The sequence below is a fragment of the Anabaena sp. 4-3 genome (assembly GCF_001597745.1).
Classification (GTDB): Bacteria; Cyanobacteriota; Cyanobacteriia; order Cyanobacteriales; family Nostocaceae; genus Trichormus.
On the sequence record NZ_LUHJ01000047.1, the window covers coordinates 132,199 to 153,867 of the forward strand.

Annotated in this window: 19 protein-coding genes; 3 read left to right on the forward strand and 16 right to left on the reverse strand. The window is 39.3% G+C overall.

Annotated elements, in window-relative coordinates; genetic code table 11:
- The first annotated feature begins 327 nt into the window (after window positions 1–327).
- Window positions 328–1,149, forward strand: a complete 822-nt coding sequence (sppA, locus tag A3775_RS12770; protein ID WP_066377114.1) for a signal peptide peptidase SppA — start codon at window positions 328–330, stop codon at window positions 1,147–1,149.
- 166 nt (window positions 1,150–1,315) lie between these two features.
- Window positions 1,316–1,729: a chorismate mutase gene (gene aroH / locus A3775_RS12775; protein ID WP_066377113.1), complete on the forward strand. Its 414-nt coding sequence runs from the start codon at window positions 1,316–1,318 to the stop codon at window positions 1,727–1,729.
- Window positions 1,730–1,763: 34 nt separating this feature from the next.
- Here aroH and A3775_RS23585 read toward each other — a convergent pair whose 3' ends face one another.
- The 3 genes from A3775_RS23585 to crtR all read right to left on the reverse strand — a co-directional run bounded on the left by A3775_RS23585 (window position 1,764) and on the right by crtR (window position 5,250).
- Window positions 1,764–3,668 carry an MFS transporter gene (locus tag A3775_RS23585; protein WP_082803735.1) on the reverse strand — a complete coding sequence of 635 codons (1,905 nt, stop codon included), beginning with the start codon at window positions 3,666–3,668 and terminating at the stop codon, window positions 1,764–1,766.
- Between the two features lie 78 nt (window positions 3,669–3,746).
- Window positions 3,747–4,337: a Crp/Fnr family transcriptional regulator gene (locus tag A3775_RS12785; RefSeq protein ID WP_066377112.1), complete on the reverse strand. Its 591-nt coding sequence runs from the start codon at window positions 4,335–4,337 to the stop codon at window positions 3,747–3,749.
- Between the two features lie 22 nt (window positions 4,338–4,359).
- Window positions 4,360–5,250, reverse strand: a complete 891-nt coding sequence (crtR, locus tag A3775_RS12790; protein WP_066377111.1) for a beta-carotene hydroxylase — start codon at window positions 5,248–5,250, stop codon at window positions 4,360–4,362.
- A 366-nt stretch (window positions 5,251–5,616) separates the two neighbouring features.
- Between crtR and pyk the strand changes: the two genes are divergently transcribed.
- Window positions 5,617–7,386, forward strand: coding sequence for a pyruvate kinase (pyk, locus tag A3775_RS12795; protein ID WP_066377108.1), 1,770 nt, complete (start codon window positions 5,617–5,619; stop codon window positions 7,384–7,386).
- A gap of 256 nt (window positions 7,387–7,642) precedes the next feature.
- Here the strand turns inward: pyk and A3775_RS12800 are convergent, their stop codons facing one another.
- The 13 genes from A3775_RS12800 to A3775_RS12860 all read right to left on the reverse strand — a co-directional run bounded on the left by A3775_RS12800 (window position 7,643) and on the right by A3775_RS12860 (window position 21,656).
- Window positions 7,643–8,113 (reverse strand): nucleic acid-binding protein, encoded by a 471-nt coding sequence (locus A3775_RS12800; RefSeq protein WP_066377106.1) that lies wholly within the window; start codon window positions 8,111–8,113, stop codon window positions 7,643–7,645.
- On the reverse strand, window positions 8,110–8,505 hold the full coding sequence (locus tag A3775_RS24660; RefSeq protein WP_066377104.1) for a hypothetical protein: 396 nt from the start codon (window positions 8,503–8,505) through the stop codon (window positions 8,110–8,112). The genes A3775_RS12800 and A3775_RS24660 overlap by 4 nt, the downstream gene beginning before the upstream one ends.
- Before the next feature lie 158 nt (window positions 8,506–8,663).
- Window positions 8,664–9,740, reverse strand: a complete 1,077-nt coding sequence (locus A3775_RS12810) for a glucose-1-phosphate thymidylyltransferase (RefSeq protein WP_066425232.1) — start codon at window positions 9,738–9,740, stop codon at window positions 8,664–8,666.
- Window positions 9,741–9,745: 5 nt separating this feature from the next.
- On the reverse strand, window positions 9,746–10,630 hold the full coding sequence (gene rfbD, locus A3775_RS12815) for a dTDP-4-dehydrorhamnose reductase (protein ID WP_066425273.1): 885 nt from the start codon (window positions 10,628–10,630) through the stop codon (window positions 9,746–9,748).
- Between the two features lie 105 nt (window positions 10,631–10,735).
- Window positions 10,736–11,281 carry a dTDP-4-dehydrorhamnose 3,5-epimerase gene (gene rfbC, locus A3775_RS12820; protein WP_066425233.1) on the reverse strand — a complete coding sequence of 182 codons (546 nt, stop codon included), beginning with the start codon at window positions 11,279–11,281 and terminating at the stop codon, window positions 10,736–10,738.
- A 92-nt stretch (window positions 11,282–11,373) separates the two neighbouring features.
- The gene (locus A3775_RS12825; RefSeq protein WP_066425235.1) at window positions 11,374–12,447 is read right to left on the reverse strand and encodes a glycosyltransferase family 1 protein; all 1,074 of its coding nucleotides are present in this window, start codon (window positions 12,445–12,447) and stop codon (window positions 11,374–11,376) included.
- 129 nt (window positions 12,448–12,576) lie between these two features.
- Window positions 12,577–13,665, reverse strand: coding sequence for a non-hydrolyzing UDP-N-acetylglucosamine 2-epimerase (wecB, locus tag A3775_RS12830; RefSeq protein WP_066425236.1), 1,089 nt, complete (start codon window positions 13,663–13,665; stop codon window positions 12,577–12,579).
- A gap of 46 nt (window positions 13,666–13,711) precedes the next feature.
- Complete coding sequence (asnB, locus tag A3775_RS12835) at window positions 13,712–15,646, reverse strand: asparagine synthase (glutamine-hydrolyzing) (RefSeq protein WP_066425238.1); 1,935 nt, start codon at window positions 15,644–15,646, stop codon at window positions 13,712–13,714.
- Between the two features lie 9 nt (window positions 15,647–15,655).
- Window positions 15,656–16,729 carry a glycosyltransferase gene (locus A3775_RS12840; RefSeq protein ID WP_066425240.1) on the reverse strand — a complete coding sequence of 358 codons (1,074 nt, stop codon included), beginning with the start codon at window positions 16,727–16,729 and terminating at the stop codon, window positions 15,656–15,658.
- Window positions 16,730–16,756: 27 nt separating this feature from the next.
- Window positions 16,757–17,638, reverse strand: a complete 882-nt coding sequence (locus A3775_RS12845; protein ID WP_066425244.1) for an NAD(P)-dependent oxidoreductase — start codon at window positions 17,636–17,638, stop codon at window positions 16,757–16,759.
- The gene (locus tag A3775_RS12850) at window positions 17,635–18,822 is read right to left on the reverse strand and encodes a glycosyltransferase (protein ID WP_066377089.1); all 1,188 of its coding nucleotides are present in this window, start codon (window positions 18,820–18,822) and stop codon (window positions 17,635–17,637) included. The genes A3775_RS12845 and A3775_RS12850 overlap by 4 nt, the downstream gene beginning before the upstream one ends.
- Complete coding sequence (locus A3775_RS12855) at window positions 18,819–19,946, reverse strand: class I SAM-dependent methyltransferase (RefSeq protein WP_066377087.1); 1,128 nt, start codon at window positions 19,944–19,946, stop codon at window positions 18,819–18,821. The genes A3775_RS12850 and A3775_RS12855 overlap by 4 nt, the downstream gene beginning before the upstream one ends.
- A 30-nt stretch (window positions 19,947–19,976) precedes the next feature.
- Window positions 19,977–21,656: a glycosyltransferase family 1 protein gene (locus tag A3775_RS12860; RefSeq protein WP_066425245.1), complete on the reverse strand. Its 1,680-nt coding sequence runs from the start codon at window positions 21,654–21,656 to the stop codon at window positions 19,977–19,979.
- Window positions 21,657–21,669: the final 13 nt, after the last annotated feature.

Here is a 21,669-nt window from a genome sequence, read left to right on the forward strand (position 1 = left end):
TGCCTGAGTACAGCTAAAATTTTTCATGCTGGCATCCAGGAAACAAACCTATGTCTATTGACAAGGAATGTCTTTGTTGCTGGTTTAAGTTGTCAGGGATCAAATTCAATTGCTATGCAACGAGAATAGCAAACAAACATCTACGCCAACCAGAAAAATTTCATTAAAATTCTGAATGGTACTGCTGAAAAGAGAAGTGCTAAGGCGATAAATTAGTATTTTTACTTAGAAATCAGCACTAGCGATGCTCACAGAACTCGCCCTAGTTGGGTTATTTTGCCGCTATACCATTTATATTGAAATTATTACTAGGTTTTTTAGTTGCTCATGGTTTGGCCTTTCAAGTCCAAGTTTCGGAAACAAATTGCACGAATTGAAATTACAGGTGCGATCGCTAGTGCTACGCGCAAACGGGTATTAGAAGCCTTAAAGACGATTGAGGAAAAGAAATTTCCCGCTTTACTGCTACGCATTGATAGCCCTGGAGGTACTGTTGGCGATTCGCAAGAAATCTACAGTGCGCTCAAGCGTTTACGCCAAAAAATCAAAATTGTTGCCAGTTTTGGCAATATTTCCGCGTCTGGTGGCGTTTACATTGGTATGGGTGCGGAACACATCATGGCTAACCCCGGAACTATCACGGGTAGCATAGGTGTAATTCTGCGTGGGAATAACTTAGAACGCCTGTTAGAAAAAATTGGTGTTTCCTTCAAGGTAATTAAGTCAGGCCCTTACAAAGATATTTTGGCATTTGATCGGGAATTAACCGAGCCAGAACAACACATCTTACAAGAGTTGATTGACACCAGTTATCAGCAGTTTGTTCAAACTGTAGCCGAGGGGCGGTCTTTAGCAGTAGAAAAAGTGAAAAGTTTTGCTGATGGACGGATTTTCACTGGGCAACAAGCTTTAGAATTGGGTATTGTAGACCGCTTGGGAACGGAAGAAGATGCCCGACGTTGGACAGCAGAGTTAGTTGGACTTGATCCTGAGAAAACCCCCTGTTATACCTTAGAAGAACGTAAACCCCTATTAAGTCGGATTTTACCAGGGAGTCGTCAAGTTTCTTCTAAACTAGGCGCAGGAGTTGACTGGCTGGAATTTGAAATGTCTACCAGTGGTTTACCGTTATGGTTATATAGACCGTAGCGCAGAAAATAGGGAAGTGGGGATTGGGGGAATGAGGGGGATGAGGGGGATGAGGGAGATGAGGGAGATGAGGGAGACAAGAAGAATAACTAATGACTAATGACTAATGACTAATGACTAATGACTAATGACTAATGACTAATAACTAATTCAGGAGGATTTTGGCGTGGAGTGGCGAATGCAAGCGATTCGTGGAGCAACAACAGTTTCTGAGAACACAGTAGAAGCGATGCGAGAAGCGGTGACAGAACTACTAGACGAACTGGAAAGACGAAATCAACTCCACCCACGGGACATGATTAGTGTTACTTTTTCTGTGACGCGAGATTTAGATGCGATTTTTCCGGCGGCGATCGCCAGACCTCGCCCCGGTTGGGATAATGTAGCTATGCTAGATGTGCAGCAAATGCACGTTGAGGGTAGTTTACAGCGTTGCATCCGGTTTTTAATCCACGCCTATCTACCAGTCTCTACCCCCGTTTATCATATTTACTTGCGCGAAGCTAAGAAACTACGTCCTGATTGGAGTTTACCCCAGGCGTTACAAGCCCCACCGCAAGCAGTAGAGTCAAAAGTTTAACTCGGTTAGAAAAACTAGCTTCCGCCCGATTTTGCTAAATTCCAGGGCGGATAATTTTCTCAGCTACTTGGGGAAGCGATCGCTGGAGGAAAAACAACAGTTTAGTTTTACCGATTCGCATCTCATAGCGATCGCTTGTAAAATTATCCCAGAATTCATCTACCAACGCATCAGGTGAGATTTTCCCTTTACCCCGTCCTTGAGTCATCGGTGTATCCACTAAAGGCGCAATAATTTCAAACACTTTAATAGATGTGCTTTCCAATTGCCACCGCAAGGCTTTTGTAGCAATATGTATTCCCGCTTTACTACCGCAGTAGACAGGCGCACTTTGTTTAGGAACTAATCCTAAACCAGAGGAAACATTAACAATAGCCGCTTCTTTTTTTGTCAGCAAATGGGGTAACATCAATTTAATCAATTGCAATGGAGCAATTAAATTAGTGCGTAATTCTGTCTCAATTAACTCTAATTTTATCTCTGGATTAATAAATTCATAGTTGTATTGAATCCCTGCATTATTAATCAAAATATTTACATTTGGGTAGAAATTAACTAGCTTTTGCAAAGCCTTGAAATCATTTAAATCAGCAACTTCAGTGATTATTTCAGGGAATATTTTCTTAACATCAGCTAATTTTTGGGGATTACGTCCAGTAATAATCACTGTATTGTTTTCTTGCAGAAACTTTCGCGCCAGTGCTAAACCAATTCCTGATGAACCGCCAGTAATTAAAACTGTATTACCTTGGGTTGACATTGTAAATTTCTTCACTGAACACTTGACAGCAACAGCAGCTACAAGGATTTGGGCAGCACTGAACCAATAAGGTGTAGATGGGCTAATGTTTTGATATAACCAACCAGCTAACAATGGGGCAATCATTCTAGCTAAAGCTTGTACTGTCTGAATATTGCTGTTGATTCGCCCTTGAGTTTTTTCCCCAACGCTTTTGGACATCAATCCAATTAAGGAAGTTTCTGCTAAAGGCTGTCCAATTCCTACAAGTACAATACTGATATAGAGAACCATCACTGAGCCAGTGATTGCGAATACGCCAGACAAAGTAAAAGCTAATCCGGTGATTAACGCACCATAAAATGCCATGCGGACTTCGCCCCATCTGGGCAATAACCACGGAATAATAATTGCTTGATCGAAAACACTAATTACACCAAATAGGGCAAATAACGGGGCAATTTGTGATGCTTGCCAATTAAATTGCTCATTTGCTAAAGCAGGTAAGTTAGAAATGAGCACAAACATCGCCATATTGACAATCAAAAAGCTTAACATCAGCCAGCGCAGATGCGGCAGTGCGAGACAGGCTTGCAATTGCGTGAAAGGATTTAACTGAGCAAAGCTAGGTTTGGGAGAACGCTGGGCTGGTGGTAAAGTTTCTGGCATGGCGAAATAGCCCCACACCAAAGCCACAAAAAAGGCGATCGCCACAACATACACAGGTAAACTAGGATGAATCCCAGACATTACCCCACTCACAACCGGGCCGACAATCAACCCCAGGGCTATCATCGCACTCACCCAGGAAAAAGCACGAGTGCGCTGTTGATGGGTGGTAGAATCTGCGATCGCTGCAAACGCAATGCTAGCAGTACCATCAGTTAGCCCCACCATCAGCCATCCCGCAAACAGTAACGCTAATGCGCCACCACTCCCAAAGATGAAATATCCCAAACTAGCCCCGAAAAGGCTCACCAGCATCATAAATCGCCGCCCATAGACATCACTAAGACAGCCGATTCCTGGCAAGGTCAAAAATTGGGCTAGTGAGTATGCGGCATATAGCAGCCCAACTTCCCACGCTGTGCCACCATAAAGCCCCACCAAAGTCGGCATAATCGGATTTAGGACTCCGAAGCCCAAAAATGCTAAAAAGCCTGTGTAAAGGATAAAAGGATGTAGGGTTGTTTTCACCATTGCCAGTTGAGTGCGATCGCATTAGATAACATCTTGTTTAGATGTAATCTGAAACAATGGTGAAGTCATTAACTTATGTTAATTTTGCTGAAGATTTTTGCGAATGCGACTGAGAGACACAGGTGAAATTCCCAGATAAGACGCAATATGATATTGCTTAACTCTATTTTCTAAATTGGGGTACTCTTTCAAAAAGTTTTGATATCGTGTGGTAGCGTCATCAAGAAGTAACTCCGCCTCCCGTTTCTCCTTCTTAATAAACAACGCCTCAACCAATTTATGATTAATAGTTTGCCAGCATGAATGAACTGCACATAATTGCACGTACTGACTATAATCTACAACTAACAATAAAGAGTCTTCTAAAGCTTCAATAAAAAATTTGGCAGGTTGGTTTAAAACTAGCGCACTGTAGGCAGTAACAAAATGATTTTCTGGACAAAAGGATTTTGTGAATTCAGTCCCGGCTGAATTCACATAGTAGAGGCGTAAAATACCTGAAACCACAAAACCAATTTGGGAGGGAATTTCACCCGCCCGCATCAAAAAATCTCCATTCTTTAAAGTTAGTGGTTGAAAGACACGAGATAATTTTGCAATTTCATCGGTTGGAATCTCAACCAGATTTTGCAAAACCTTACTAAGTTGGAGATATGCAGAACTAAACATAGAGTTTAATCTTTCGAGAATTCTATTCCTGATGATGATGAAATCGAATCCCTAAAAAGATGTCATAAACAAACTCAAAAAAGTCTTTTTTCTGCAACAAACCTGAAGTTTGATAACAGCCTTTCTCATCTAACAATGGTTTCATCACATAATAAGCTGGCTGGTAATTATACCAGGGAATAGAAGGCCACAAATGATGAATTAGATGATAATTCTGCCCCATAATCAGGATATTGAGCAGTTTTCCAGGGTAGACACGGGCATTTTTCCAGCGATCGCGCTCCACAAACGGACGATGAGGGAGATAATCAAAAAATAACCCCAATGCTATCCCCACAATAAAAGCCGGGATAAACCAAAAATTGAGAATATAGCCTAAAAAGTGGTACTGAACGGAAATATACACAATTGAGACTACAATCAAGCGGCTGATAAACCACTCTAGTAATTCATACTTACGCCACAGTTGCCGTTGAAAGAAAAAGACTTCGTGATACAAAAACCGCACAGCAATTAGCCAGAGAGGCCCACCAGTGGAGACATAATGATCAGGGTCGTCTTTAGGGTGGTTAACATGGCCATGATGCTGCAAATGCACCCGCGTAAACACAGGAAACGCAAAAGCCAATATCAACGCACTACCATGTCCTAACATCGCATTAATTACCCGGTTGCGGTGGGCAGACTTATGACAAGCATCATGAATCACTGTCCCCGCACAATGCAATGCTAAGGTGTTAATGCTAAAGCATAACCAATGAGGCCATTGCCAAAGCCAATAACCAAAGTTAGACAACACCAACATGACCACAGCTGACAGAAATAACAGCATTGTGGGGTTAAAATCACCAGGAGGCTCTAAAAATTCCTTCGGTGGGACTTTTAGCGGCTGCTGTGCCTCCAATGTGAGCATTACTATCTCCTTTTTGTTCAAACATTACGAATATACGACAAAGATTAGTAAATAATAAAGTTTTGTAAGGTTTTGTTGAGCAAGATTTATCTACAAACTTTGTCTAGTATTAGATGAATAACGCTATCATTCCAGACAAGACTTGATCATTTGCTGATTAGGGTGTGCTATCCGCATCAGGAATAATCTTGATGTAAAAATTTCTCAGTGAGGAAGGATGTAACCCAGATTGGTGTACGATATCTACTCTGTGTCACAGTTCCGCCACCTCTAGCGTCGTTTAAGTCACGGATATAGCAGTGACTGAAAATCAAACGCTCCTCAATTTACTATGACTCACTAAATAGCTCCCTTGAATCAGCCCCTATGCAATTAAGAGATTCTGTACGCCGGACAAAAATTGTCGCAACAATAGGCCCCGCCACTAGCAGCCCAGAAATGCTAAAAGCAATTATTGAAGCGGGTGCAACAACGCTGCGGCTCAACTTCTCCCACGGCTCTCATGCCGACCATCAGCGTAATATTCGCTTAATTCGGCAAACTGCCTTTGAACTAAATCAGCCAGTGGCAATTCTCCAAGACTTGCAAGGGCCAAAAATTCGCTTGGGAAAGTTTGAAAACGGGTCTATAGTCTTAGCGAAAGGCGATCGCTTCACCTTGACAAATCGCCCAGTTGTCGGTACTCAAGAAATAAGCTGTGTCACCTACGATTATTTAGCAGAAGAAGTCCCCGTAGGCGCGAAAATTCTCCTCGATGATGGTCGAGTAGAAATGATGGTAGAGGCTATCAACCGTGAAAAAGGTGATTTACATTGTCGTGTCACAGTTGCAGGTAAATTATCTAACAACAAAGGTGTAAACTTCCCTGGGGTTTACCTTTCCATCAAAGCCATGACCGACAAAGACCGCGAGGATTTAATGTTTGGTCTAGACCAGGGTGTAGACTGGGTAGCATTATCCTTTGTGCGTAACCCCCAAGACATCATCGAAATTAAAGAATTAATTTCCAGCACCGGGAAACAAGTCCCAGTCATTGCCAAAATTGAAAAACATGAAGCTATTGAACAAATGGAAGCAGTTCTAGCTTTATGTGATGGCGTAATGGTAGCCAGAGGTGACTTAGGTGTAGAACTACCAGCCGAAGATGTACCCGTACTGCAAAAGCGGTTAATTGCTACAGCCAACCGCTTGGGAATTCCCATCATCACCGCTACCCAAATGTTAGACAGCATGGTGAGTAACCCCCGTCCCACCCGTGCGGAAGTTTCAGACGTAGCCAACGCCATTTTAGATGGCACAGATGCGGTAATGCTTTCTAATGAAACGGCTGTAGGTAGCTACCCAGTGGAAGCCGTGGCGACAATGGCCAGAATTGCCGAACGCATCGAGCAGGAAGAAGACAACGCCGCCAAATTACGGCAAGTACGAGATAATCGTCGCTCTATCCCCAACGCCATTAGCCAAGCTGTCGGTCAAATTGCCGAACAATTGGGAGCAGCCGCAATTATGACTCTCACCCAAACCGGGGCAACAGCTCGCAACGTCTCAAAATTCCGTCCTCACACACCAATTTTAGCCGTCACACCCCACGTTAATGTCGCCCGACAGCTACAGATGGTATGGGGAGTTAAGCCATTATTAGTCTTAGAATTACCTTCCACTGGTCAAACCTTCCAAGCTGCAATTAATGTGGCGCAGGAGCATAAATTGTTGTTTGAGGGTGATTTGGTGGTAATGACAGCTGGTACACTGCAAGGCGTTTCCGGCTCAACCGATTTAATTAAAGTTGAGGTAGTAACAGCAATACTCGGTCAAGGTATTGGACTCGGACAAGGTTCAGTCAGTGGTCGTGCTAGAGTAGCTCACACAGGTTTAGATACCAGTAACTTTAGCCCTGGTGATATTTTAGTCGCTGCTCACACTGGTGCTGAATATGTAGATGCGATTCGCAAAGCCGGCGGAATTATTACAGAAGATGAAAGTTTAACCAGTCACGGTGCTGTAATTGGGTTACGTCTAGGTGTACCCGTAATTGTGGGTGTGAAGAAAGCTACAGAACTAATTCGTGATGGCGCAATTATAACTATGGATTTGCAACGGGGTATAGTTTACTCTGGCGCAGTGGGAACACCATAAAAATTCAAAATGCAAAATGCAAAATCCAAAATTATCAAAAATAATTTTGGATTTTGAATTATCTCACATTATGGCTGTTGCTTAATCACAATTTTTGTAGGGTGGGCATTGCTTGAGATGCGCTCAAATCCTCAGCTTTACGTTTTTAGCAATGCCCACCTGACGCTGATTGAGAATAGTGCAAAATGTCAGATTTTGTAGTTGTTAACAACAGTTAAAACACATTTTCCATAATTATTTTATTGAAAATTTCATTTTAATTAATTGTAATATTTCTCCATATTTTAGCTTCAGCAAAGCGACTTAAGTGCTTGACATTGGTAGTAGCAATTACAATATAACGAGCCGGAAATTCTTCTTTCAACATTTGCCACTGACTACAAATAATAATATCAATATCAAGACTTTTATTATCTGCTGTCGGGACACCTTGAATGCGAGCGTCAGCCCAAAGACTTGATGCTTTTTTCAATAATTCTGATGTGACTGGTAGGAAAGAAATAATTTCTCGAAGTTCATCTAAGCTTTGAATGCTGGGCGGTTGAGTCTGCTTGAGAGATGTTAATATTAAACTTCTTCTAATCTCGTAATCACACAATTCAGAAGAACAAACATAAATTCCGCGAGAAAGTAATCTATAAAGCCATTCTTCACAATCAAATACTTCACCAGTTTTGTGAGGATTAGTTAGAATTCCCAGCACGCCTGAATCAATAAAAACTATCATGACTCTGAATATAATTTTTGTCCCGGAAGTCTTTGTTCATCAACAGTCTTTTTGAATTCTTCAAAAAATTTTTGTCGCTGTAATGATTCAGTATCAGACATATTTTTATTCTGTTCAATAAGTTTTGCTAAAAGTTCCATAGCTCGTTGGTTTTTCAGCAATTGCTTTTCTCTATCCCATCCTGATTGATTTGTGCTATCTGTGTTGTCTTTCTCTAATTCCAGAAATTTTTTCAAACTCTGAGCATCAGATAATTCCAAATTAATAGGGTGAGGATATCCTTCTAAAATCAGTTGATAACTACTATTGTCACTGTCGCTAGCTGGAAGCAGAGCAATAAACCGAGCAACATTTAAAATTTTGCCACTAGGTAGTTCTATTGATGTATTCATGTTGTGATTAATCCGCTTTATTTTCAAAATTTACACGCTCATAAATCTGGCAATGGGGAATTTGACAGTTAGCAGAAACTCAAGTTAAATTTAGCCTACCATTTTTGACTATCTCCCGCCCAGATTATGCAGAATATTCTGTGAAAATTAGCAATAAATTATGTCAGTTCAATTTGACAATCATCACCAATCAAAAATCGTAAGGCTTTAGGACGACGGGGAGCAATAGTTAATTGTGCGCGTTGACCAATGACGCTATCAATAATACGCTGATTAATTCCGACAATTTTCGCACCTTCTAAAATGACGCTGTGTTCTAAATCTGTATCGATCAGCGTGGTATTATCAGCAATGCTACTATAAGGGCCAATGAAGCAATTTTCTAAATAACAATTGCTGCCAATAACTACTGGCCCGCGAATTGTACAATTAATAATCTTAGAATTAACACCAAGTTGAACTCGTCCAATTATCTGACTTTTGCCATCAACTTCGCCTACATTAGATGTTGTTAAATAGGTATCAAGAATTATCCGGTTAGCTTCTAGTAAATCATCTTTTTTACCAGTGTCTAACCACCACCCATTTAGATTACAAGCTACAACTTGTTTTTGCTGATCTATTAAACATTGAATAGCATCGGTGATTTCTAACTCGCCTCTTTTTGAGGGCTGAATTTGAGAAATCGCATCATGAATAATGGCAGAAAAAAAATAAACACCCACCAATGCTAAATTTGATGGTGGAACTTTGGGCTTTTCAATTAATTTTAATACCCGTCCTACATCATCCACCTTAGCTACACCAAAGGCGGTAGGATTGACAACCTCATGCAAAAGAATTAAAGCATCTGGTTGTTGTTTGGTAAATTGTCGCAGAAAGTTTTTTAAATCCCCTTGTTGAATCAGGTTATCACCCAGATACATAATAAAGGGTGAATCGGCTAAAAAAGGACGGGCGACTTTGATAGCATGAGCAAGTCCGGCTGGATGGTCTTGTAAAATATAGGTGATTTTAGCTCCAAAACGCTGGCCATCTCCGGTTTTAGTTTGTACTTCTTTCCCTGTTTCTGGGCTGATGATAATACCAATATCAGTGATACCAGCCGCAACCATTTCTTCAATTCCATACCATAAAATTGGTTTGTTGGCAACTGGGACAAGTTGTTTTGCACCTGTATAAGTGAGTGGACGTAGACGTGTACCTTTACCACCGGAAAGAATTAGTGCTTTCATAATATTTATGAGTTTAACAGTAAGTCTTTGAGCATTAGTCTTAGTCTTTGTCGCCAATGGGGGGGGTAAGTTCCGAGAAATTGTGATATTTTTCCACAAGCCAAAACAGAATAAGCCGGGCGACGGGCTAAGGTGGGATATTCGGCTGTAGTGATAGGAACAATGTTTTTAATTGTGAGGGGAAAGTTTAGATGTTGAGATTCTTCCCAAATAGCCACAGCGAAGTCGTACCAGCTAATAACGCCACTGTTGGTATAGTGATAAATTCCCGCAATTGCTGGTGTTAACTGGGGTATAATTTGGGCGATGACGTGAGCGATATCTTGCGTCCATGTGGGAGTACCAATTTGATCTGCTACTACACGGATTTCTTGGCGTTCTTTACCGAGTCGTAGCATAGTTTTGACAAAGTTACTTTTACCAAATGTTCCATAAACCCAAGCTGTGCGGAGAATGATGTGATGGGGGTGAGTTTGCCCAATTGCTATTTCTCCGGCTAGTTTGGTTTTACCGTAAATATTTATGGGGTTGGTTGTATCTGTTTCTTGGTATGGGTGACTTTGTTCACCATCAAAAACGTAATCTGTGGACAGGTGAATTAAAAATGAGCCGAGTTTTTGACTTTCTTCGGCAATAATTTGAGGTGCGGTTGCATTGACGGTTGTGGCTAGTTCTGGTTCGGTTTCGGCTTTGTCTACAGCAGTGTAAGCGGCGGCGTTAATGATAATCTGTGGTTGGATTTCGCGGATAATTTGACGCAGGTTTTCGGGTCGAGTTAGGTCTATGCTAGGGCGTGCAAGTGCGATAAGTTGGTGATGGGGTGAAAGGATTTGCTGGATTTCTTGCCCGACTTGACCGTTGCTACCTAGTAGTAAGATTGATTTAGTCATATCTTGCAACATTCTCAATCAACTTCAGGCGATGCACAGCTAAAAATATAAAACTCCGAATTTAAGCAAATCTCAAGCAATGCCCACCCTACAAAAGATGTGAGTTTACTCATAGACTTGCGCGCTTTTAAATGGCTTACCATTGCTATCTTTGGCTGATAATATTGGTGGTTGTTTAATAGGCCAGTCTATGGCTAAATCTGGGTCATTCCAGAGAATAGTGCGATCGCCTTGTGGATAATAGTAATCTGTAGTCTTATAAATAACTTCGGCAAGTTCGGAAAGTACGAGAAACCCGTGAGCAAAACCTGGAGGTATCCACATTTGTTGTTGCTTCTCTGCACTCAGTTCATTACCTACCCATTGTCCGAAGGAGGGGGAACTTTTTCTTAAATCTACGGCTACGTCAAAAATATTACCAACAACGACGCGAATCAGTTTACCTTGGGGTTGAATGATTTGATAATGCAGTCCGCGCAAGACATTCTGTTTTGAACTAGAGTGGTTATCTTGCACAAAGTTGGCTGTAATACCCAGTTTATCTATAAATTTTTGTTGATTGTAGGATTCAAAGAAAAAACCGCGATCGTCTGTAAATATCTGCGGTTCGATGAGGAGAACATCGGGGATGGGGGCGGGGATGATGTTCATGGGAATGTTTTAATAGATGCTGGGTAAATCTGGCGATGTGAAATTTCGTAGTTTACAGCAAGTTAAAATTGTAACGGCATCGTCTGATAGGTTTACAAGAAGCGTAATAAAACTTCAACGGTCGTTTTTCCCGTGTTTTCCCAACTAAACTGATTTGCTCTAGCTATACATTGGATGGAAAGCTGCGATCGCAATTCTAAATCATTCACCATCATCTGCATCGCGTCGGTGATTTCTGCTGTATTGTAGGGATTGATCAGAATCGCCGCATCACCAGCTACTTCCGGGAGAGATGACAAGTTAGAGGTGATGACTGGTGTACCGCAAGCCATTGCTTCTAGTACCGGGAAACCGAAACCTTCCCACAGACTAGGAAAAACGAGAGCGATCGCCTGATTAATAATTGTAGGTAATTCACTGTAAGATACATAGTTGAGAAACTTTACTTGATTAGTTATCCCCAATTCTTTAACCTGCATTTGTAAACTTGGCGTGTAACGCGAATCAATAGGGCCTGCTAACCATAGTTCATATTCACTCTGATTTTTTAACCCAGCAAAAGCGGCGATTAATCGATGCAAGTTTTTATAAGGTTCGTGTCGCCCAATGTAGAGAAAATAGTTACGGGTAGGTAGATTTAAATAACGAAAGTGAGTGCGATTATATGCTAAGGGAATAGGAGTAATTTTACTGTCTGGAATTTGATAAAATTCGGTGATGTCCCTAGCTGTAGCTTGAGAATTGCAGATAATGTGTTGAGCCTGTTTCAAAACTTGAGGAACGTAGTAACGATAATAGGGTGTGATAGGCGAGAAGCGTTTGGGAAAGCGCAACGGTATTAAGTCATGAAACATGACAACATCACGGCAATTACTATATAAAGGTGCTTCTGGTATTGGACAAAATAACAGATGAGATTTCAACTGATGATAAATTTTTGGCAACTGCAATTGTGTCCATATTAAGCGACGCAAATGACCTTTTGCGCCTTGTACTGCTGTTTGATTAGGCGGTACTAAATAGCAATTATAGTCAGCCAAATTTTGAGCAACTAAGAGTGTAGGCTGAAGTTGTTGTAAGTGAGGTAGAAGGTTCAACGCATAAGTTGTTGTTCCTGTGGGTTTGGTTAACAGAAATGCCAGATTAATTAATAGATGTTTTGTCACGCGCTCAGGTTATAAAAAATTTATTGCTTAAGTAGCTGGTTGCAATTAAATATAAAATGTGGGATGGGCCGGACAGCCCGTCAACAGGCTAGAAGCCTGTTCCACTATCTAACAATTAATTAAGCCTACTTACTTAGTAAGTAACTGAAGAATTTTTGCAGTTGCTAATCCTCCACCATAGAGATTTTCGGAAACTTCCCTACCAGAAACATTCAGCAACGCATCTGATATACCATTAGCCACATCTGAAGAATTTAGCGGTGGTAGTAGGCGATTCCAACCCAACTGTACTAACTCTATCCACTCCGTTTCTGCTCGTAAAGTGACACAAGGAACACGATAGAAAAATGCTTCTTTCTGCACCCCACCGGAGTCAGTCGCTATAAGTTGAGCATTTTTCTCTAACATCACCATGTCTAAATATCCTACTGGCTCTATTAATTGTAGGGACTGACTAGCTTTTTCCCATAACCCTGCGCGCGACAAAGCAGCACGGGTGCGGGGATGAAGTGGTAAAACTACGGGGATATTCTGAGATATTGCCGCTAAACCTGTAAAAATTGCTTCTAAACGCTTGGGGTCGTCAGTATTTTCTGCACGGTGAATAGTAGCCAAAATGTACTTTTGCGGAGTCAGACCCAGATGTTCTAAAATCAGACTTTTTTGCTCTGCTTTTACTCCATAGTCAATCGCCGCATCATACATGACATCGCCAACCAAGTGAATTTTTTCCTCAGTAATTCCTTCATGGCGTAAGTTGTCTACAGCCGCAGTAGTGGGAGCAAAGAGTAAATCGGCAGCGTGGTCAGTGAGTACACGATTGATTTCTTCTGGCATTTGGCGGTTAAATGAACGCAAACCAGCTTCAACATGAGCTACAGGAATGTGTAGCTTGACTGCGGCGATCGCTCCTGCCAAAGTAGAGTTTGTATCACCATAAACTAGCACCCAATCAGGCGACTCAGCCAGCAAAACTTTTTCAATGGCTTCTAACATCCTTCCTGTTTGTGCGCCATGACTATCAGAACCAACACCTAAATGATAATTAGGTGCAGGAATCTCTAACTCTTGGAAAAACACATCAGACATATTTTCGTCATAGTGCTGACCCGTATGCACCAGCACCTCTTGAATACCAGGATGAGATTGTAACCTTCTAGAAACTGCTGCTGCCTTAATAAACTGTGGACGTGCGCCAACAATTGTGAGAATTTTCATTTATTTAGTGTGCTATAAGTTGTATACAAATTTATTAACTACATTTTCATTTTTCAAAATTCACATTAAAACGTTCTGCCCACAGAATTAAGTTTACCCAACGCCAAATACGGAAATCAAAAACAGATTTTCCCTCTACTACTGCTTGAAATTCTGCTCTCATTTGGGGTAAATTTAACGCAGGAATTTGGTTGGCAATTTCACTGTTTAGCACCCCTTCCACCCAAGGACGTAAACTGTTCAGCCATTTTTGCTCAGGTGTAGCAAAGCCGATTTTATCTTGACGGTCTAAAATAGCATTTGGGACTATACCGCGCATCGCTTGGCGGAAAATTGCTTTAGAAGTTCCATCCTCAGCAATAATAAATTCTTCTGGTAAAGAAAAAATAAAATTCACCAAAGCAGGTGTTAGAAAAGGAACTCGACTTTCAATCGAGTGTGTCATCGAATTACGGTCTTCATAACGTAAAAGCATTGGTAAGCTGGTTTCTGTGAGAGCAGAATAAAGTTCTGAGCGTAGTATTTCTTGAGCAAATTTACCTTGATAGATTGTAGGAATTAGTCCATTTTGATGCAACCAGTTTCTATTTAACCAGCTAGGTTTCACGTCTTTGTTCACTAATTGTCTGACTGATGCTTGAATATTTGGGGGTAAAAGTAGTCCTATAGCCCTTAACAACAACTTATTTTGATTAGTCCCTGGTAATTTTGCTACCCGTTGCCAAAACTCTCTAGCCTTTCTATATTGCCCTTGACATAATAAAGAAGCGAGTCGTGCAGCTAAGTAGGGACGGTATCCACCCAAGAGTTCATCTGCTCCCTGTCCGTCTAACATTACCTTAATTCCTGCCGCTTTTGCCCCTTGGAAAACTCGATACTGAGCATAAATGCTGGTACTACCAAAAGGTTCATCTTGCAAGTCAATGAGTTGATTCAAATCGGTGATTAAGTCTTCAGGAGCAGGTTGTATTTTATGTGCGACAACATTCGCCGCTTCTGTGATTGTATCCACCCATTTTTCTTCACTCAGAGATGAATCTGAGGCGATGTAGCTGAATGTATGGAGTTGTAGTTTTTCACCTTGCAGATGTCGCATTGACATAATAATGGCGGAAGAATCTATACCTCCTGAAAGAGCAGCCCCGACTGCTACATCGCTGCGTAAATGTAAATTGACGCTTTCTAAAAACAGGTGTTGTAGGTGTTTTGTAGCTTCTGTAAATGATATATCTAAATTTTGGTTTAGCTCTAACTGCCAATAACGCTCAATTTGGATTTGCTGGGGTTGCTCTAGAGAAACTTTCAGGAAATGGGAGGGTGGTAATTGTTTAATGTCAGCGAATAGGGTTTCATCACCATAATCAGTTAACCCAGAACGTAAGTAATCGTAGAGTCGCTGGGGGTTGACACGGCGTTTAATCCCAGTTAGCTTTAAGAGTGCTTTAATTTCTGAAGCAAAAGCTAGTCCATTTTGATAGTAGGTGTAATAGAGTGGTTTAATGCCGAAAAAATCGCGGGCTAGAAATATTGTGCGTTCCCAAGTGTCTAGGATAGCAAAGGCAAACATCCCGACTAATTTGTTTAAAGCTGAAACACCCCACTGGGCGTATGCTGCTAACAGCACTTCTGTATCGGAATGGGAATAAAATGGATGTCCTAAAGCTTCTAGTTGGGTTTGCAGTTCGATGTAATTATAAATTTCGCCGTTAAATACAATATAAAATCTGCCGTTGGCTGTTGCCATTGGTTGCCAGCCAGCAGAGCTTAAATCTAAAATTGATAGACGACGATGCAGTAAGTAAATGCGGCTAGCTTGCAAAGTTTCAGGATTGCGGGTAATCTGGACAGGAGATGTTCCTGACCATCCTAAGAAACCTAAGTCATCAGGGCCGCGATCGCCTAAAGAACTGCTGAGAGATTTTAAGATATGGGAATCAATCTCTGAATCATCATCTAATAATATGCCGGCAATTCCACACATTAGCTGATATTACGTCGCTTCATAGTGGTACTTTGTAATACTAGCCACATATTCTAGATTATGCCATTTCTTCACATATTCCAAAGCTAACTCAGAATAATTAGCTAACATATTCCTATCTTCTATACATTGTTTGATTACTTCATAAATATTATTTGGGTTAGCATTAATAATAGTTTTTAAAACATCTGTTGCCATTTCTTGAGGTAGAAAATGTAAATCTTCCTCAGCAATTCTTGCTATGACTGGTTTGCCCATTTTCATAGTTTCTACTGCAAATCCCCCGTACCAACCGATTAAAATTTGGTCTATGACTAAATCCGCATCTTGATAAATTTTCATAGCTTGTGCATGAGGAATATTTTCCACCAACAGCACATCAATAAATTGACCATGAGTTTTTTGTAATTTCTCTAAAGCAGCTAAAATATAAGTGCTTCCTTTAGCTTCCCGGTTAGTTGGTGCATGGACAATCTTGATTTTTTTATGATTTAATTTAGGAGGAAATAAACCTCTGTCATCAACACCCACTGCATAAGGTAAAAAAGATGATTTTTCTGGAGGTAAAAAATAAAGCAAATCTGGATTTAATGCCCAAATATGCTTGACATAACGCTCCATTTTTTTTATACCTTCACGCCGAAAATGGTCTAACTTACCTGAATTACATTGACCATTATAACAGTTGGGATTATGACAAGCTGCTATTTGTGTCCTTTGCATAGTTGGATATTTTTGTCTGATATCACAACCGTTATAGGTAACAAATAGTTTACTTTTTGTGGGATAAAATGGCAGTTCAACCTGATTCAGATATTTAGCGGGGAAATGAATTAATGATGAGCCGAAATTAAAATGAAAAACATCATATTTATTTTTGATTTCCCAAAAAGTTGATAATAGTTTTTCTAACCGTAAAATTTTCAATGGTATATTTTGAATATTTAAATTAATATCAGCAGGATATTCTAACCAATTTTGTTGGGCAACTAACACCGAACTGGTTAACCCTAATCGCTTTTCTCCTTGAGCTAAACCCCAAGAATGACCACCAACAGATGTAGGTAAGTGTAGGATTTTCAAATGTTTTTTACCTCAAATCAACTGAGATTAATGATTCACTGTATTTAAATTTTCGGCAATAGTTTTTTCTATACCTATACTAAAAGGTGTAAACTTAGTATTGATTGTATTTAATAAGTGAATATCAGCAATTAAATCAAATTTTCGGTATTCTTCTATAACTTCTAAATTAACTGATTTATGTAGAAAACTCCCTATAGTCTCAACAATCTGTCTCAGAGTTAAAACTTCATTTCCTGCTAAATTTACACAATTAATGGGATGATGATATAACAAAATATTTGTTAATATTTTTAGTAAGTCATCAATATAAAGCAAAGATATTTTTAACCCATCTAAATCATCTAAATCATGGGGATTTCTTGCCAGAAATATATTTTTTTCCTTATGTACTTTTTCAATTAAATTAGGGATAAGCTTATCAGTTTGGCTAGGGCCATAAACACCAAATAACCGAGCTATAGTAATATCCATATCATTACTAAACAAGGCTAGTGCTTCTTCTGCGTGAATCTTGCTGAGGGAGTACCAATTATTTCTGTTTAGGGGTGAAGTTTCTGTTAAAGGTTGGAAGCTTGGTTGATAGACATTACCCGTAGAAGTATAAATGAATCGCTTCACTTTCGCTTTACGTGCCATATCTGCTACTTTCACAGCACTAACAACATTGACATTGAGTAAATGTGAAGCTTGATCTGGAACTTGGCGATAGTGTGGTGATTGTGCTAGATAAACTACAGCATCAGTGCCAGGGCTAATAGAAAATGTGTCTGATAACATCCCAGTTTTTGGATCAATACCATTTTCTTCAGCAGAACTCACACCATAGACTTCTAATTCCAATAATTTTAAGTGGTTAAACAGATGCTTTCCTATAAATCCTTTGTATCCAATAATCAGTATTTTCATCTGGATATTCCTAAATCTTTATAAGCAGTTTGCAAGCGTTGGGCAAAGGCTTCAAGAGTAAAGTATTTCTCAATATATTGGCGGCTTTTAATACCAATATCCCTGAGTTGTTCTCTACTGTTATATAGTTTCAATAAGTCGGCTTTGAGCGTATCTATATGTGTATTAATAATTGGGCATTCTTCAGGGTGTAAAAGGTATTCTTGCGGTTTTCTAATAAAACACATCACAGGTTTTCCCATCGCCATGCCTTCCAGTGCAAAATAGCCATGAAAGCCTATTAAGCACTGATCAAAGATGACATCGGCGGTACGATATATTTCTAAGGCTTGTGCGTTTGGTATTCTTTCAACAAGACTCAATTCTATAGCAATACCTTCAGCTTGCAGTGTTTCTACTGCTTCTATTAAAAAGTGAGTTCCTTTGAATATGCGATGATTAGGCGCGTGAACAATATGCAGAGGTTGATTATGATTTATTTGCGGATAATTTGGTTGATACTTATCTCTATTGTGTCCATCTAAATCTACAGGCCAGAAAAATAAATCATTGCGGCTACCGGGAGTATATTCAATCATATCTCCCATTGAAAACATTGCGGTTGAATATTGTTGAAGCTTGCCTATATATTTTAGCCGTTTAGATTCATTACATATACAAGCTTGACCTACTAAATTGCACTCTGTACAGCAATTAGGTTCACCGAGTTTTTGTGTAGTTATTTGACTGCGGACATCAGCCCCGTATGTCCAGAAAAAAACCTGTATACCCAAAAGCTTATATACAATTAATTCTTTGAGATTGATTTGTAAAGGTTGCCAAGAAAAAAGTAAGCCGCGATCGCAATATAAATGTAACCTGTCAGCCCAAATACAAGCCCATCCAAAAATCAATAATGAGCATAATTTCCCTACCAAGGGGAAAGTAATCCATTGACTCAAATTGTAGTCAAAAGCTTGGGTAATAAAATAGGTTTCATAAACTAATGATTTTGATTTCACCCCTAACAGACTCTCGGCTTTGGCTTTAAAAGCTAGAGTGATAATAGGTGTACCCAACCACAAGCTTTGTACTGGAGATGAATGTAATTTTTTATAAATAAATCTGAATGGGGATAATAATATTACTAGAATTATCACCCCAATAGATAAAACATCATAAATTAGCCTAAATATAGTTTTCACGGTACTGGCTTGGTTAAAAGAACAGAGATACCATTAGGATTTGCTGGATTAAATTGATAATCTTTAATACCTAATTCCCTCAGCCAACCTTCGACTTCATCCTCAGTATGTTGCCAAGCATTATGAGGATGATACCAATCAAAGTTAACCATATTATTGGTTTCAAAATCAAATGCTTCATTCCAGAAACATTTTAAAAAATTGTAGTAAAGTAATCTTTGCACATCATGAGTACCAGCAGGGATACCGAGAACAGGAATTGGTTGAGTTAATGTAATTTTAGCATTGAGGCGGCTTAATTCTCGTCCTAACTCAGTGATACCTTCACAGGCTTTGTAGCAACTCTCTGGATCAAGTTGAGTAAATGATTCTCTAATATATTGGTCGCAAAATTGCCGGGCTGCTCCCATTTTTTTATAAACATAGAAAAATAATTGACCACCCGGTTTGAGTTTTTGATAAATTGCCAAGAAAGCTTTCTTAGTGTCAGGAGTATGATGAAGTACACCATCAGCAATAATAAACTCAAAGAAGTTATCGTGAAATGGCATATCCATTAAGTCAGCCTGAACTACATAACAGTTTGGCAGATGTTTTGTATTTTCAAATGTAGTAAAAGCTGCTTCAGAAATATCTACTGCAAAGACTTTTCCTGGAGTATTTTCAGCAATAAATTTTGTATTAAAGCCAGAACCAGGGCCAACTTCCAAAATATACTCAAACTTTTGATAAAAAGCTTGTAGTTCTTCTAGAGTAGAAAAACCAAATTTTTTGCAATACCATTCATACAAAAATTCTTGATGACTAGATTCTAATCCATAATTTTGGAAGCGTCTCCACTTGTCGGAAAATGTTTCATTAGTCAGGGATTGCTCTTTAGCGGATTCTCTTTCAAACTCCTCAGCTATAGACGGTAAGTTATATTTTTCTTGAAACCAATTTAAATTAGGTCTTAATGTTCCCTGTAAAAAACAAGGAACACCTTTTAAAACTGGATACCAAACCGGGGAACTGCTGTTTAAAACACCTTCAATAACTTCTTCTGCTTCTGACTGAAAAGTAGTAATTTCTATATCATCAAGCGTTCCAGGTGTACATAAATAAGAAGCCAATTCTGTTTTCATATTATCTATTGCCTTTTGATTATCACCTAATCATATATTGTTTAGTAAGTTTTTGCTTTGATTGAGAAATTTATCATATTGTTCTACTTGTGTTTTCAGGGTATCCCATGAACTATGATGTTTATCTATCCACAGTTTTGAGGCTGATGCCAAATCAGATAATTGGGCAGGATTTTTAATATATGCTTCCAGATTAACAACAAGTTCATCTTCGTTTTTACAGTTGATTACAGGTGGTATTTCACTGTAGTGCTTGAGAATTTCATTTTCATTAATATAAGTACAAATAGGAGCAGCAACGGCCATTGCTTTAAATACAATTCCACCAAACGAGCCAAGTTTAAATTGATCAACTACTACATGACAGGCTTTCGCTGTGCGTTCAAATTGAATAGTTCCCATTGGCTGACTCCAAAGTACGAAATCAACACAATTTTTAGCAGATAAAAGCTTGATACTATCTTGAACATTTGCGCCCCACTGACAACATACCAACCCGACTTTATAACCTGCTTGGCGCAGATGACAAAAGGCATTTAAAAAAATATCATTACCTTTATCGGCATACCCACTTCCAGATACCCAGTCATGACGTGTAGGAAAGAAAAACAAAAAGTCTGCGTTCAATTTCTTACATAGTTCTTGTCTTAATTCTTGCCAACCGTCTACTTGTAAACCATGATTTTCGTCGTAGGGATGATTCATCGCCGAAACACGGTTATCTGCTAAAAAGATGGCATTATTGATGCAGTCTGAGTTGGTGACAAAAACGTGTTCAGCTTCACTATATGCGATTGATGTTAATCTTCCCCGCGCGGTGGGTTCAAAAGGTATATCTCTTAATGTTCCGTGTTCAAAAGCGAAATAGGGATGTTTTGCTAATAAAGGTAAAATGGGGTCTGTAGAATAGCCTTGAATAATATCATAGTTATCGAACAGCTTTTTCCAAAATGGAATAATATGACGATAAGGTTCTAAGTCATCAAAGGATAGTTGATCTTCTCGTTCAGGAAAATTTCGTTGAAATAATTCAACTATTTCCTTAACTCGCTCATCAAATTCGCTACTTTCAGTTTTTTTTGGTAAGCTATTTCTAGATGGAATTAAATTAATTTTTTTAGAAAAATTATCAAAAAAGCTAGTTTTCTGTTTAACAATAGTTATGGTATAGGATTTTAGGCAATAAAAAAAAATAAATATGTAGTGAAAAAACTTAGATATAACCAACCTAGTCTTTTTAACACCCTTGAGAAAATTGAAGATTTTGGCAAGAAAAGGATATTTAGATAATAGCCGATTTATCAAGCAGATATACAATCTTCCAATTTCTAGGGCTTGCCACCACAACCAGGCTGAGATTTTTCGATTTTGACGTTTTGCTACTAAATAATAAATACAAAACTTGAGGAAACCTTGAGCAAACCACTTAGGGCGTTGAAAGTTTTTTAAATCAACTGCATTCCAATTAGGGAAAAATTGGTCTTTAATTTCTCCTTGAAAGTCTGCATCTTCCCATTCGGGACAACCCATAATGTGGTAATAATCATAGCAAATAACGTCACAATCAAATCCTAATTTGTTCAGTAATTTAGCGTTATTGTAGGCGTTGTTGGCTATGTTACCTATGTGTAAGATACTGGGCGATCGCCCATATTTATCTTTGAATTTTTCTACTAATATCAAATAGTTCTTAGCTGGGATTTCCTGCATATTATTGGTAAAT

Coding starts and splice junctions, on each gene's coding strand:
- A3775_RS12800 (WP_066377106.1), bottom strand. CDS start 8,113: ATGATAGTTTTTATTGATTCAGGCGTGCTGGGAATTCTAACTAATCCT.
- A3775_RS12845 (WP_066425244.1), bottom strand. CDS start 17,638: ATGAAAATACTGATTATTGGATACAAAGGATTTATAGGAAAGCATCTG.
- A3775_RS12810 (WP_066425232.1), bottom strand. CDS start 9,740: ATGAAAGCACTAATTCTTTCCGGTGGTAAAGGTACACGTCTACGTCCA.
- A3775_RS12860 (WP_066425245.1), bottom strand. CDS start 21,656: ATGCAGGAAATCCCAGCTAAGAACTATTTGATATTAGTAGAAAAATTC.
- rfbC (WP_066425233.1), bottom strand. CDS start 11,281: ATGAACATCATCCCCGCCCCCATCCCCGATGTTCTCCTCATCGAACCG.
- rfbD (WP_066425273.1), bottom strand. CDS start 10,630: ATGACTAAATCAATCTTACTACTAGGTAGCAACGGTCAAGTCGGGCAA.
- A3775_RS24660 (WP_066377104.1), bottom strand. CDS start 8,505: ATGAATACATCAATAGAACTACCTAGTGGCAAAATTTTAAATGTTGCT.
- A3775_RS23585 (WP_082803735.1), bottom strand. CDS start 3,668: ATGGTGAAAACAACCCTACATCCTTTTATCCTTTACACAGGCTTTTTA.
- wecB (WP_066425236.1), bottom strand. CDS start 13,665: ATGAAAATTCTCACAATTGTTGGCGCACGTCCACAGTTTATTAAGGCA.
- crtR (WP_066377111.1), bottom strand. CDS start 5,250: ATGCTCACATTGGAGGCACAGCAGCCGCTAAAAGTCCCACCGAAGGAA.
- A3775_RS12855 (WP_066377087.1), bottom strand. CDS start 19,946: ATGAAAACAGAATTGGCTTCTTATTTATGTACACCTGGAACGCTTGAT.
- A3775_RS12785 (WP_066377112.1), bottom strand. CDS start 4,337: ATGTTTAGTTCTGCATATCTCCAACTTAGTAAGGTTTTGCAAAATCTG.
- asnB (WP_066425238.1), bottom strand. CDS start 15,646: ATGTGTGGAATTGCCGGCATATTATTAGATGATGATTCAGAGATTGAT.
- pyk (WP_066377108.1), top strand. CDS start 5,617: ATGCAATTAAGAGATTCTGTACGCCGGACAAAAATTGTCGCAACAATA.
- sppA (WP_066377114.1), top strand. CDS start 328: ATGGTTTGGCCTTTCAAGTCCAAGTTTCGGAAACAAATTGCACGAATT.